The sequence below is a fragment of the Thermus scotoductus DSM 8553 genome (genome assembly GCF_000381045.1).
Lineage (GTDB): Bacteria > Deinococcota > Deinococci > Deinococcales > Thermaceae > Thermus > Thermus scotoductus.
This window is the reverse complement of record NZ_KB905753.1, coordinates 16397-27668: the sequence shown is the minus strand read 5'-3', so window position 1 is coordinate 27668 and position 11272 is coordinate 16397. Positions and strand designations below refer to the sequence as shown.

Annotated in this window: 14 protein-coding genes, 1 tRNA gene and 2 rRNA genes; 11 read left to right on the top strand and 6 right to left on the bottom strand. The window is 64.5% G+C overall.

Annotated features, from left to right (window positions below; translation table 11 throughout):
- The 4 genes from F604_RS0108815 to moaA form a co-directional block, all read left to right on the top strand.
- A 23S ribosomal RNA gene (locus F604_RS0108815) occupies positions 1–893 on the top strand; the annotation flags it as partial.
- Positions 894–974: 81 nt separating this feature from the next.
- Positions 975–1091: ribosomal RNA gene (rrf, locus tag F604_RS0108810) — 5S ribosomal RNA — on the top strand.
- An 11-nt stretch (positions 1092–1102) separates the two neighbouring features.
- A tRNA-Gly gene (locus F604_RS0108805) sits at positions 1103–1178 on the top strand.
- A gap of 92 nt (positions 1179–1270) precedes the next feature.
- A complete protein-coding gene (gene moaA, locus F604_RS0108800) occupies positions 1271–2248 on the top strand; it encodes a GTP 3',8-cyclase MoaA (RefSeq protein ID WP_019551336.1) in 978 nt (325 codons plus the stop codon).
- Here the strand turns inward: moaA and F604_RS0108795 are convergent.
- Positions 2226–3056, bottom strand: a complete 831-nt coding sequence (locus tag F604_RS0108795; RefSeq protein ID WP_019551335.1) for a DMT family transporter — start codon at positions 3054–3056, stop codon at positions 2226–2228. The genes moaA and F604_RS0108795 overlap by 23 nt on opposite strands.
- Before the next feature lie 17 nt (positions 3057–3073).
- Here F604_RS0108795 and F604_RS0108790 point away from each other — a divergent pair, with 17 nt between their 5' ends.
- The 5 genes from F604_RS0108790 to dusA are packed head-to-tail and all read left to right on the top strand — an operon-like array spanning position 3074 to position 6903.
- Positions 3074–4066 (top strand): polyprenyl synthetase family protein, encoded by a 993-nt coding sequence (locus F604_RS0108790; protein ID WP_026329093.1) that lies wholly within the window; start codon positions 3074–3076, stop codon positions 4064–4066.
- A gap of 7 nt (positions 4067–4073) precedes the next feature.
- Entirely contained in the window at positions 4074–4265 is a 192-nt protein-coding gene (locus tag F604_RS0108785; protein ID WP_019551333.1) for a hypothetical protein, read from the top strand.
- Positions 4253–4849: a hypothetical protein gene (locus F604_RS0108780; protein WP_019551332.1), complete on the top strand. Its 597-nt coding sequence runs from the start codon at positions 4253–4255 to the stop codon at positions 4847–4849. Before F604_RS0108785 ends, F604_RS0108780 begins: the two co-directional genes overlap by 13 nt.
- 1 nt (position 4850) lies before the next feature.
- A complete protein-coding gene (gene ispH, locus F604_RS0108775; protein WP_019551331.1) occupies positions 4851–5876 on the top strand; it encodes a 4-hydroxy-3-methylbut-2-enyl diphosphate reductase in 1026 nt (341 codons plus the stop codon).
- A complete protein-coding gene (gene dusA / locus F604_RS0108770) occupies positions 5869–6903 on the top strand; it encodes a tRNA dihydrouridine(20/20a) synthase DusA (RefSeq protein WP_019551330.1) in 1035 nt (344 codons plus the stop codon). The genes ispH and dusA overlap by 8 nt, the downstream gene beginning before the upstream one ends.
- On the opposite strand, the gene F604_RS12640 is transcribed toward dusA, so the two are convergent.
- On the bottom strand, positions 6790–7455 hold the full coding sequence (locus F604_RS12640) for a tetratricopeptide repeat protein (RefSeq protein WP_019551329.1): 666 nt from the start codon (positions 7453–7455) through the stop codon (positions 6790–6792). The two genes, dusA and F604_RS12640, sit on opposite strands and share 114 nt — an antisense overlap.
- Positions 7456–7465: 10 nt before the next feature.
- On the bottom strand, positions 7466–8785 hold the full coding sequence (locus tag F604_RS0108760) for a glycogen synthase (RefSeq protein WP_026329092.1): 1320 nt from the start codon (positions 8783–8785) through the stop codon (positions 7466–7468).
- A gap of 30 nt (positions 8786–8815) precedes the next feature.
- Between F604_RS0108760 and F604_RS0108755 the strand changes: the two genes are divergently transcribed.
- Together F604_RS0108755 and F604_RS0108750 are read left to right on the top strand one after the other, a co-directional pair.
- Positions 8816–9079, top strand: a complete 264-nt coding sequence (locus F604_RS0108755; protein ID WP_019551327.1) for a type II toxin-antitoxin system Phd/YefM family antitoxin — start codon at positions 8816–8818, stop codon at positions 9077–9079.
- Positions 9076–9513, top strand: a complete 438-nt coding sequence (locus F604_RS0108750) for a type II toxin-antitoxin system VapC family toxin (protein WP_019551326.1) — start codon at positions 9076–9078, stop codon at positions 9511–9513. Before F604_RS0108755 ends, F604_RS0108750 begins: the two co-directional genes overlap by 4 nt.
- Here F604_RS0108750 and F604_RS0108745 read toward each other — a convergent pair.
- The 3 genes from F604_RS0108745 to F604_RS0108735 are packed head-to-tail and all read right to left on the bottom strand — an operon-like array spanning position 9510 to position 11271.
- Complete coding sequence (locus F604_RS0108745; protein ID WP_019551325.1) at positions 9510–9881, bottom strand: gamma-glutamylcyclotransferase family protein; 372 nt, start codon at positions 9879–9881, stop codon at positions 9510–9512. The two genes, F604_RS0108750 and F604_RS0108745, sit on opposite strands and share 4 nt — an antisense overlap.
- Entirely contained in the window at positions 9881–10552 is a 672-nt protein-coding gene (locus tag F604_RS0108740; protein WP_019551324.1) for a response regulator transcription factor, read from the bottom strand. Before F604_RS0108740 ends, F604_RS0108745 begins: the two co-directional genes overlap by 1 nt.
- A complete protein-coding gene (locus F604_RS0108735) occupies positions 10513–11271 on the bottom strand; it encodes a SagB/ThcOx family dehydrogenase (RefSeq protein ID WP_019551323.1) in 759 nt (252 codons plus the stop codon). Before F604_RS0108735 ends, F604_RS0108740 begins: the two co-directional genes overlap by 40 nt.
- Between the last annotated feature and the right edge of the window lies 1 nt (position 11272).

Genomic DNA, 11272 nt, shown 5'->3' with positions numbered 1-11272 from the left:
CGAGGGACCCGGTGAAATTGAACTGGCCGTGAAGATGCGGCCTACCCGTGGCAGGACGAAAAGACCCCGTGGAGCTTTACTGCAGCCTGGTGTTGGCTCTTGGTCGCGTCTGCGTAGGATAGGTGGGAGCCTGTGAAGCCGCCCTTTCGGGGGCGGTGGAGGCGCCGGTGAAATACCACCCTGATGCGGCTGGGGGCCTAACCCAAGGGATTGGGGACAGCGCTTGGCGGGCAGTTTGACTGGGGCGGTCGCCTCCTAAAGGGTAACGGAGGCGCCCAAAGGTTCCCTCAGGCGGGACGGAAATCCGCCGGAGAGCGCAAGGGTAGAAGGGAGCCTGACTGTGAGGCCTGCAAGCCGAGCAGGGGCGAAAGCCGGGCCTAGTGAACCGGTGGTCCCGTGTGGAAGGGCCATCGATCAACGGATAAAAGTTACCCCGGGGATAACAGGCTGATCTCCCCCGAGCGTCCACAGCGGCGGGGAGGTTTGGCACCTCGATGTCGGCTCGTCGCATCCTGGGGCTGAAGAAGGTCCCAAGGGTTGGGCTGTTCGCCCATTAAAGCGGCACGCGAGCTGGGTTCAGAACGTCGTGAGACAGTTCGGTCTCTATCCGCCACGGGCGCAGGAGGCTTGAGGGGGGCTCTTCCTAGTACGAGAGGACCGGAAGGGACGCACCTCTGGTTTCCCAGCTGTCCCTCCAGGGGCATAAGCTGGGTAGCCATGTGCGGGAGGGATAACCGCTGAAAGCATCTAAGCGGGAAACCCGCCCCAAGATGAGGCCTCCCACGGTGTGAAGCCGGTAAGGACCCGGGAAGACTACCCGGTGGATGGGCCGGAGGTGTAAGCGCCGTGAGGCGTTGAGCTGACCGGTCCCAATCGTCCGAGGTCTTGACCCTTTTGCCCTGATGACCACCCCAGCTTGGATCCCCTGCCGCTTGAAGGCGGCGTGGGATTTTGAAAAACAAAACACGAGAATCCCCCGTGCCCATAGCGGCGTGGAACCACCCGTTCCCATTCCGAACACGGAAGTGAAACGCGCCAGCGCCGATGGTACTGGGACCGCAGGGTCCTGGGAGAGTAGGTCGGTGCGGGGGATTTTTACTACGCGGGAGTAGCTCAGTTGGTAGAGCACGACCTTGCCAAGGTCGGGGTCGCGGGTTCAAGTCCCGTCTCCCGCTCCACATCAACCCCCAGGCCTAGACCTGGGGGTTTGTTTTTTTATCCCTTGCCCTCCGGCCTAGGGCGTAGTATGGTGGCCCGAAGAGGGAAAGGCATGAAGCTACTGGACAACTACGGGCGCCTTATCAAAGACCTTCGCATCTCCGTCACCCCCCGGTGCAACCTGCACTGCCTTTACTGCCACCCTTTAGGCCTCGAGATGGCCGAGCCCCCGGGAACCCTCACCGTGGAGGAGGTGGACCATTTCCTCGAGGCCGCCTCCCTCCTTGGCCTTTCCGCCGTGCGCTTCACGGGCGGGGAACCCTTGGTGCGCAAGGAGCTTCCCCAGATGATCGAACGGGCCCGGAGCAAGGAGGGCATCGAGGACGTGGCCATCACCACCAACGGCCTCCTCTTCGCCAAAAGGGCCAAGGAGCTGGTGCAAGCAGGCCTGAACCGGGTGAACATCTCCTTGGACGCCATCACCCCTGAGGTCTTCACCCGCATCACCCGGGGCGGCAAGGTGGAGCGGGTTTTAGAGGCCATAGAAACCGCTTTGGAGCTTGGGCTTCATCCCGTCAAGCTCAACGCCGTGGTGATCCGGGGGATGAACGAGGAAGAGGTGGTGCCCCTAGCCAGCCTCTCCCTGGACCGTCCCTTGCACATGCGCTACATCGAGTACATGCACCTGGACAACTCCGACCCCGAGGAGTACCGCCGCCGCTTTGTGTCAGGAAAGGAGATCCGGGCGCGGATCGAGGCGGTCTTTGGTCCCTTGGAACCCGTTCCCCATGACCCCACCTCCCCGGCCCGGGTTTTTCGGATCCCCGGGGCCCAGGGCACCCTGGGGTTCATCAACCCCGTCACCGAGCCCTTCTGCTCCAACTGCTCCCGGCTTCGCCTCACCTCCGACAAAAAGCTCCGGCCCTGCCTCCTCACCGATCTGGAGATGGATATTTCCTGGGCCTTTGCCGCAGAGGAGCCGGTGGAGGCCCTGGTGGATGCCATCCTGATCGCCACCAACCGCAAGCCCGCCTTCGGCAACACCCTCCCCACCTTAAGGAAGCGGGTCATGCTGGGGATCGGCGGATAGCCTGGAAGGTGGCCAGGACCACCAGAAAGGCCCCAAGGCCCCCCAGAAAGCCCAGCCTTTCCCCCAGAACGGCGAAGGCAAAAAGGGTGGCCCAGACGGGTTCCATGGTGTAAAGGATGGCCGCCTGGGGTGCAGGCACGTACCTCTGTCCCCAGGTCTGGAGCCAGGTGGTGAGGGCCGTGGCCACCACCCCTAGGTAGAAAACAGCACCCCAGGGTATCCCTTCCCACCTCACCCCCTCCCAAAGGGCCCAGGGCAGGGCAAGTAATGCCGTGCCGAAGATCTGAACCGCCGTGAGGGGCAAGGAGGGAAAGGCCTTGGCGTGCACCTCGAGGCGCACGATGTAAAGGGCATAGGTAAGGGCGGTAAGAAGGGTCCAGAGATCCCCCACGTTCAAGGGAGGCTGCCGGGGATCATAGGAGAGAAACCCCACGCCCAAAAAGGCCAAAAGGGCCGCCAGCCAAACCCCCCCAAGCCTCCGGCCCACCAGGCCCAGGATCAAGGGGACCAGGACCACGTTCAAGGCGGTGATGAAGGCGCTTCGGCTCGCCGAGGTGTACATGAGGCCCACGGCCTGGGAGGCATAGCCCAGAAGCAGCCAAAAGGCCAGCTCCATCCCCGGGCCCCACACCCCCTTGGGCAGGCGAAAGGCCCAGGGGAGGAAGAAGAGGCTGGCCAAAAGAAAGCGCAGGAAGACCAGAAGGCTTGGGGTCATCTCCCCTACCGCCCCCTTGACCACCACAAAGGTGGTGCCCCAAAGAAGGGTGAGGAGGTTGAGGGCCAGGAGGCCCAAGGCGTAGCCGCGCATGGCCTAAAGTGTATAGCATGGTGCCCTCTCCCCAGGAAGTGAAGGATGCCCTCCACGAAAGACTCCTGGGCTACCTGACCCACCCGGATCCCGCTTACCAGGCGCTTCTTCAGGAGTATCCATCCCGAGGTGGAAAGAGGCTCCGGGGGCTTTTGGTGGTCTATGCGGGGCTGGCCCATGGTGCTACCCTCGAGGCCAGCCTTTGGGCAGGAACTGCCCTGGAACTTTTCCAAAACTGGGTGCTCATCCACGACGACATAGAGGACGGCTCCGAGGAGCGCCGGGGAAGGCCCGCCCTGCACCGCCTCTACCCCATGCCCCTGGCCCTGAATGCCGGGGATGCCTTGCATGGGGAGATGTGGGGGCTTTTGATCCGAGGTTTGAACGAAGGCCTCTTTGGACCGGAGGTGCTGGCCGAGTTCCATCAGGTGGTGCACCGCACTGCCTACGGGCAACACCTGGACCTCCTCTGGACCCTTTCCGGCCGTTTAGACCTGACCCCGGAGGATTACCTCCACTTGGTGGCCCATAAGGCCGCCTACTACACCGCCGTGGCTCCTTTGAGGCTTGGAGCCCTGCTTTCCGGGAAAACGCCCCCTGCCCTCTACGAGGAAGCAGGGCTAAAGCTGGGGATAGCCTTCCAGATCATGGACGATGTTCTCAACCTCGAGGGGGACCAGGCTTACGGCAAGGAGCTCGCCGGGGACCTCTATGAGGGCAAGCGCACCCTGATCCTGATCCGCTACCTCCAGGAAGCCCCCAAGGAGGACCGCATCCGGGCCGAGGCCCTCTTAAGCCTTCCCCGGGAGGCCAAGCCCGAGGCCGAGGTGCGCTGGCTTTGGCAAAACCTCCTGGTCTCCGGAGCCGTGGCCTGGGCCAAGGAGGAGGCCAAGAGACTTGCCCAAGAGGGCCTGGGTGCCCTTATTCCCTACCTGGACACCCTCCCCGGACGGGAGGCCACCTCCCATTTGCAAAACCTCCTCACCGCCCTGGTGGAACGCAGGGCATAATGGGGCCATGCAGGGGGTTAGGTTCAAGGTGATCACCGCCAACGATCCCGATATCTTTCAAGAAAGGCTGAACCGCTTTGTGGAGGACCTTCCCGAGGAGGTGGTTTTGGTGGAGGTCAAGTTCTCCGTGGCCGATGGGTCCTCTCCCCTCTTCGCCGCCTTGGTGCACTACAAGGAAGTGGAGGCGTGGAAGGAGTAGGGGCCTTTCTCTTTTTCCTGGCCCTAAGGGGAGAAGCCAGACGGGAGGAGGTGCGGGCCCGCTTCCCCAAGCTGGTGCCCTTGCTCAAGGCCCTGGACCAGGAGGTGGAAGCCCAAGGGGAAACCTTTCGCCTGCGGAAACCCCTCCGCCTCTCCTGGTTCGCCCCCCTTTTCCAGCGGGAATACTCCCCCCTCCTGCCCGAGGAGGAGCGAACCCTGGCCCTGGAAAGGCTCCTCGAGGCGGCCCACTTCTCCGCCCAGGAAGGCGAACCCCTGGCCGAGGCCGAAGGCCTCTTGAGGGTAGCCCGGGCCTTCCAGGAAGGCAGCCAGGCCCTCCTAAGGGCGGCGTACCGGGAGGCCCTCCACCGCTACGGGGAGGGCCTGGGGCTTCTTGAAAAGGAAGGTCTCCCCTTCCCTGCCACTGCCTTGGCCCTCCTGGCCCTGGCCCAGGAGGGCTTCCGCCCTGGGGGCAAGGGGCGGGAAACCGCCAGGAAGGCCCTGGAAAGGGCCAAGACCCCCTTTGCCCGGGAGGTAGCGGAAAGGCTCCTCGCCCGGGACACAAAGGCCCAGGAGGCGGACGCCTAGAATGGAGGGCATGGAGAGGGAGCTAAAGCGCCTCTACTTGGCCCGGCCCAGGGGCTTCTGCGCCGGGGTGGTGATGGCCATCCAGACGGTGGAGCGCTGGGCGGAGGCCCTGAAACCCCAGGGGGAGCTGGTGGTGTACCACGAGATCGTCCACAACCGTGCGGTGGTGGAGCGGCTTAGGGCCAAAGGGGTGCACTTCGTGGAGGATCTTTCCGAGATCGATAGCCTTCGCCGGGAAAAGCCCCTGGCGGGCACCCTGGTCTTCTCCGCCCACGGCCACCCTCCGGCCGTGCGCAGGCAGGCGGCGGAAATGGGCTTCCACATCCTGGACGCCACCTGTCCCCTGGTCACCAAGGTGCACATCGAGGCCAGACGCTATGCCCAGGAAGGGTACTGGATCCTCCTGGTGGGGGATTCCGCCGACCACCAGGAGGTGAAGGGCACCTACGGGGAGGCCCCGGAAAGGACCATCCTGGTGGCGGTGCACACCCACGTGGGCAAGGACCCCCGCCTGGCCGACCCCCGTACCGTGGAGGTGCCCGACCCCGAACGGGTGGTGGTCCTCACCCAGACCACCTTGAGCGTGGAAGACACCTTAAAGACCATAGAGATCCTCAAGGCCCGCTTCCCCAAGCTGGTGGTGCCCAGGCGAAAGGACCTTTGCTACGCCACCCAGAACCGCCAGGAGGCGGTGCGGCGCATCGCCCCCCATGTGGACCTCTTCCTGGTGCTCACCAGCCCCCACTCCTCCAACGGGATGCGCCTTTTGGAACTGGCCCAAAGCCTTACCGGCAGAGCCTACCGCCTGGAAAGCGCCAGGGATCTCCAGGAGGAGTGGCTCCAGGGTGCCGAAAGCGCGGGCATCACCTCCGCCGCCAGCACCCCCGAGGACCTGGTGCAGGAGCTGGTAGAGTTGCTCCGGGCAAAATACCCGGGCCTCGAGGTGATCGAGGAAGGGGAAGAAGAGGACATCGCCTTCCGCGAACCCAGGGTCCTGTCCCCGGCGGAGGTCTTGCAGGGTGTCTGACCACCGCCTGTCCGTGGCCCCCATGGTGGACCGGACGGACCGGCACTTCCGCTACCTGGTCCGCCAGATCAGCCGCAAGGTGCGGCTTTACACGGAGATGACCGTGGACCAGGCGGTGCTCCGGGGAAAAGCCGAAAGGCTCCTTGCCTTCCACCCCGAGGAGCACCCCATCGCCCTGCAGCTTGCGGGCTCGGATCCCAAAAGCCTGGCGGAGGCGGCGCGGATCGGCCAGGCCTGGGGATACGACGAGGTGAACCTAAACCTGGGTTGCCCCTCGGAAAAGGCCCAGGAGGGGGGGTTTGGCGCCTGCCTCCTCCTGGACCCCATAAGGGTGAGGGAGATCCTCAAGGCCATGGTGGAAGCGGTGGACATCCCTGTCACGGTGAAGCTCCGGCTGGGGGTGGAAGGGGAAAGCTACCCCCTCCTCGCCCGCTGGGTGGAAGCGTATGGGGAAACCGGGGTGCGGGTCTTCATCGTCCATGCCCGTAGCGCCCTCCTTAACCTCTCCACCCGGAAAAACCGGGAGGTTCCCCCCTTGCGCCACGACTGGGTCCACCGGCTAAAGGCGGACTTTCCCCACCTCACCTTCGTTCTGAACGGAGGGGTGCGAACCCTGGAGGAAGCCCTTCCCCACCTGGAGAAGGTGGATGGGGTCATGATGGGCCGGGCGGTCTACGAGGACCCCTTCGTGCTGGAGGAGGCGGACCGGCGGGTGTTCGGCCTGGCGCATAGGCCAAGCCGGCTGGATGTGGCCCGGCGCATGCGGCTCTACCTGGAAGCGGAGGCGCAAAAGGGTACCCCTCCGTGGGCAGTGCTGAGGCACATGTTGAACCTCTTTCGGGGGCAGCCTGGGGGGCGGCTTTGGCGACGTCTGCTTTCGGAAGGGCGTTCCCTGGACGCCTTGGACCAGGCCCTAGGGCTTCTTCAGGAGCAGGTAGACCAGGAGGGTGAGGAGGAACACCCAGACCCAAAGGGGAATGCGGCGGTGAAGCGGGCGGCGCTGGGGTTTTCCCGTCAGGGGATCTAGGGAAACAGGCGGGCGCATCTTGAGGCGGGTGGCCTGCTTCATGTGGGCTATCATCCTGTCCAGGTCCCCCTTCCGCTTATAAAGGGCCGCCAGGTTCTCGTGGACCAGGGGGTCCTCCGGGGCCAGTTTCAACGCCCGCTGGTAAAGATCCAAGGCCGCCTCCAGCTCGCCCCTTTCCAGGTAAAGGTTGCCCAGGTTGCTGAGGGCCCGGTGGTGATGGGGATCCAGGGCAAGGGCCTTTTGAAAACGGGCCTCGGCCTCCTCCCTTCTCCCCTCCCTCACGGCCCTTACCCCCAAGAGGACCTCCCGCTCCGCGGCGAACAGGGGGTCTTCCAGGCGCTCAGGGGCTTCCTCAAGACTTGTTTTGCCTTCGGCAAAAGCAACTAGCAGGCTAAGCCCGGCCAAAAGCCTCTCCCTAAGTTCCTCGGGGAAACCCTCCGCATAGACTCTGGCCTCCTGGTACTCCTTGCGCCTTAGAAGCCGGAGAAAGTGGAGCAGGGCCTGGGCCTCTGGGTCGCCCGCCAGGGCCTTGGCCTCGAGGTCCGGAAGCATCCCCCCCATATTAGCCCAGGGCCTTTCGGTAGACCTCCAGGTAGGCCCGGGCGGACCTTTCCCAGGAGAAGTCCTTCTCCATGCCCCTCAGGCCCAGGGCCTCCGGCCCCAAGCGGAAAAGGCGCAAGACCCCGTAGAGGAGGCCCTCGGGGTGGTAGGTCTGGAAGAGTACCCCCGTGCGGCCATCCTCTATGGTGTCCTTAAGCCCCCCCACCGCCCGGGCCACGGGCGGGGTGCCGTAGCGCTGGGCGATCATCTGCACCAGGCCGCAGGGTTCAAAGCGGCTCGGCACCAAAAGGGCGTCCGCCCCCGCGTAGGCCAGGCGGGCCAAGGCCTCGTCGTAGGCCTCCACAAAGCGCACGAAGCCGGGATTCTCCTCCTCCACCTGCCTGAGGGCTTGCGCTAGGCCCTCGTCCCCCACCCCCTGGACCAGAAGATAAAAGCCCAGCTCCTTCAAGCGGGGAACAGCCTTCAGGATAAGGTCCAGGCCCTTTTGCCCGTCCAGCCGGCCCACGTAGGCGAGGAGGGGCCCCTTAAGCCCCGTGCGCTCCCAAAGGGCCTTTTGCGCCAGGGCCTTGCCCCTTACATCCTCCCGGGAGTAGGGGGCGGGAAGGTGGGGGTCCTTGGCCGGGTCAAAGACCTCGAGGTCCAAACCATTCAGGATGCCGAAAAGCTTACCCGCATGGCGCCTCAGCACCCCATCCAGCCCCATGCCGAACTCCGGGGTCTGGATCTCCTCCGCATACGAGGGGCTCACCGTGGTCACCGCCCGGGCGAAGACAATACCCCCCTTCATCAGGTTCACCTGGCCGTAGAACTCCAGGGCCTCCATGTGGAAAAGACTCCAGGGAAGCCCCGTCCAGTGGAAGAAGAGGGCGGGGTCCACCAGGCCCTGGTGGGCCAGGTTGTGGATGGTGTAGACGGCAGGCACCCTGGCGGTAAGGGGCAGGAGGGCAGCGGTCCAGTCGTGGGCGTGGACCAGGTCAAACCCCAGGGCCACCCGGCCCGCCGCCACGGCAAAGCGGAGGTAGCGCTCCACGTCGTCGGGGTAGCCGTAGACCCGGTCCCGTTCAAACCCGGGCACGCCCAGAAGGAGAAACCGCACCCCTCCCTCCCACCGTTCCCCCAGGGGAGCCCTTTCCTCCTGTCCGGCGAAGGCATAGGCCACCTCTCCCACCCGCTGCGCCTCCACAAAGCGGTGCCAGGGAAGAAGCACCGTGGCCTCCACCCCCAGGGGTCTTAAGGCCTTGGGCAGGGCCCCCACCACGTCGGCGAGCCCCCCCACCTTCACCAGGGGATAGGCCTCGGGGGCCACCATAAGGACCTTCATGGTCATACTATAATCGACTATAATGGTCTTATGCGTAGGGTGTCGGTGAGCGAGGCCAAGGCCCACCTCTCCAAGCTCCTAAGGGAGGTGCGCTCGGGGGAGGAAATCCTCATCCTAGACCGCGGCAAACCCGTGGCCAGGCTGGTGCCCGCCGCCTTGCCCGAGGGCCTGGAAGAGCTGGTACGCCTGGGAATGGTGCGTCCGGGGAGCGGGGAGGTGCTGGACTTTGCCGGAATGCCCCGGATACCCGGGCTGGTGGAGGCCCTTTTGGAGGAGCGACGGGAGGAAGGATGAGGTTCTGGGACGCCTCGGCTCTTCTTCCCCTTCTGGCCCTCGAGGCCGCCACGGAAAGGGTGCAGGACCTCTATCTGGAAAATCCCTTGGTGGTGGTCTGGTGGGGAACCGAGCTGGAACTGGTTTCCGCTCTTGCCTGCAAAGCCCGAGAGGGAATCCTAAAGGATGCGCCCCTGGCCAAAGCCCTGGATCGTCTGGAAAGGTTACAAAGGGCGTGGTACGAGGTGTTGCCGGGGGAGGAGGTGCGGAAAACCGCACGCCGCCTCCTCTTCGCCCACCCCTTGCGAACCGGGGATGCCCTTCAGCTGGCCGCAGCCTGGGTGGCCAGCCGGGGCCGGCCCCAGGACCTTCCCTTTGTAACCCTGGATGCACGCCTGGCGGGAGCAGCCCTTAGGGAAGGGTTTCCCGTCCTCCCCGACCCGGGGGAAGCCTAGGCCGGCCACACCCCTTGGGGAAGCCAAACCGCCCCCTCCAGGCCCCCCAGGTAGAGGTAGGTCCAGGCGAGAAGGGGGCCCTCCTCCGTTTCCACCAGGACCTTAACCCGCCGGTACTCCACCCCCTCCTCCTCCAGCTCGTCCAATAGGGAGAGGGCCTCCTCCGGCAAGAAGAGGACCTCCCCATAGACCCTTCCCTCCCCGGGAACCATGCCGGGATAAGGGTAAGGACGGCCCGGTCCCTCGGCCAGGTGAAAGAGGCGATACCCCTCCACGTACCCGGGAAGGACCTTCACCACCCGTCTTTCCACCAAAGGGTAGTTCCTTTCCCCCCGCTTCAGGGTCCCGTAGACGAAAACCCGCTCCATCACTCGCCCAGGAAGCGGTAACCCATCCCCACCACGGTTTCAATGAACCGGGGAGCCTGGGGGTCATCCTTGAGCTTTTTGCGGAGAAGGCGGATATAGGCGTCCACCACCCGCTCCGAACCCTCAAACTCGGGCCCCCAAACCCTTGCCAAAAGCTCCTCCCGGGTGTACACCCTTCCCGGGGTCTGGGCCAGGACGAAGAGGAGGTTGGCTTCGGTGGCGGAAAGCTTCAAGGGCTGACCGTCCAGGTAGGCCTTCCTGGCCTCCAGGTCCAGCTCCAGGGGACCGAAATACCGCCTCCCTTCCTTGCCACCTCGGCGCAGGAGGGCCTTGATGCGGGCCAAAAGCTCCTTGAGGGAGAAGGGCTTGCCCAGATAATCATCCGCCCCCTCTAATAGCCCCTCCACCCGGCTATCCTCTTCGGCGCGGCCCGTGAGGAGGACGGGGAGAAGGGGGTCCAGGTCCCGCAAGGACCTGAGGACCTCGAGGCCCTCCATGTCGGGAAGCCCCCGATCCAGGACCACCAGATCCGGCTTGGTCCCTTCCCAGGCCTGCTTCAGAGCCTCCCTCCCCGTGCGGGCCCACACCACCAAAAGCCCCTCCTTTTCCAGAAACCTTTTGACCAGCTCCCCTACCTGGGGATCATCTTCCACCAAGAAAATCCGTGCCATAAATCCTTCCCCAAATACCCTTTAGCGTATTGTTTTCGTCCTAAAATCACCACCACCCCAGGGTATTCCCCCTCGGGCAACCGCAGGAGGTGAGCCACCATCTCATCATAAAAGGTCTCGGCCGGGTATGCGGCCAGTCCCTGACCGATGGCGGAAAGAAGCACCAAGCCCGCCGCATAGCCCGCCTCGAGGAGGGCATACCGGTATCCCCTGAGGCCGAAGAGGGCCTCGCTCCTTTCCGGAACCAGAGTCAAGACCAAAAGGGCCGCCGCCTGCTCGAGGCCAAGGCCCAAAAGCGCCTCGGACCAGGAAGCCTCCTCCACCCTGGCGGCGATCTGGAAGAGCTGGTGCTCCTTGGGGAAGTAGTGGTAGACCCCCGGGAAAACCCCTTCCACCCGGCGCACCACCAGGTAGGCCTCCACGGGATAAGCCTCCCCCGCCGAGGGAAAACCCCGCCTCCCCGAGCGCTCCGCCAGGGGATAGAGGACCTGGGAAAGATCCTTCAGGGTCAGAGCCGAACCCACCTCGGGCAGGAGGGGCCTGAGCTGGGAAAGAACCCGGAACAAAGGCGGCCCTCCCTCCTCCCGGAAGGGAGGCAGGACCTGGGTTTCCAGGGGATTGGCGTAAACCTTGGACTTGGGCTTCCGCTTTAGGGGAAGCTCCTCCCCTTGGGCCAGGCGGGAAAGGCGATAGAAAAGCCTACCCGGATGCTTCTCCATG

Bases quoted from the DNA above. Each gene is read 5' to 3' on its own strand.
- moaA (WP_019551336.1), top strand. From the start codon at position 1,271: ATGAAGCTACTGGACAACTACGGGCGCCTTATCAAAGACCTTCGCATC.
- F604_RS0108795 (WP_019551335.1), bottom strand. From the start codon at position 3,056: ATGCGCGGCTACGCCTTGGGCCTCCTGGCCCTCAACCTCCTCACCCTT.
- F604_RS0108790 (WP_026329093.1), top strand. From the start codon at position 3,074: ATGGTGCCCTCTCCCCAGGAAGTGAAGGATGCCCTCCACGAAAGACTC.
- F604_RS0108785 (WP_019551333.1), top strand. From the start codon at position 4,074: ATGCAGGGGGTTAGGTTCAAGGTGATCACCGCCAACGATCCCGATATC.
- ispH (WP_019551331.1), top strand. From the start codon at position 4,851: ATGGAGGGCATGGAGAGGGAGCTAAAGCGCCTCTACTTGGCCCGGCCC.
- F604_RS12640 (WP_019551329.1), bottom strand. From the start codon at position 7,455: ATGCTTCCGGACCTCGAGGCCAAGGCCCTGGCGGGCGACCCAGAGGCC.
- F604_RS0108760 (WP_026329092.1), bottom strand. From the start codon at position 8,785: ATGAAGGTCCTTATGGTGGCCCCCGAGGCCTATCCCCTGGTGAAGGTG.
- F604_RS0108755 (WP_019551327.1), top strand. From the start codon at position 8,816: ATGCGTAGGGTGTCGGTGAGCGAGGCCAAGGCCCACCTCTCCAAGCTC.
- F604_RS0108750 (WP_019551326.1), top strand. From the start codon at position 9,076: ATGAGGTTCTGGGACGCCTCGGCTCTTCTTCCCCTTCTGGCCCTCGAG.
- F604_RS0108745 (WP_019551325.1), bottom strand. From the start codon at position 9,881: ATGGAGCGGGTTTTCGTCTACGGGACCCTGAAGCGGGGGGAAAGGAAC.
- F604_RS0108740 (WP_019551324.1), bottom strand. From the start codon at position 10,552: ATGGCACGGATTTTCTTGGTGGAAGATGATCCCCAGGTAGGGGAGCTG.
- F604_RS0108735 (WP_019551323.1), bottom strand. From the start codon at position 11,271: ATGGAGAAGCATCCGGGTAGGCTTTTCTATCGCCTTTCCCGCCTGGCC.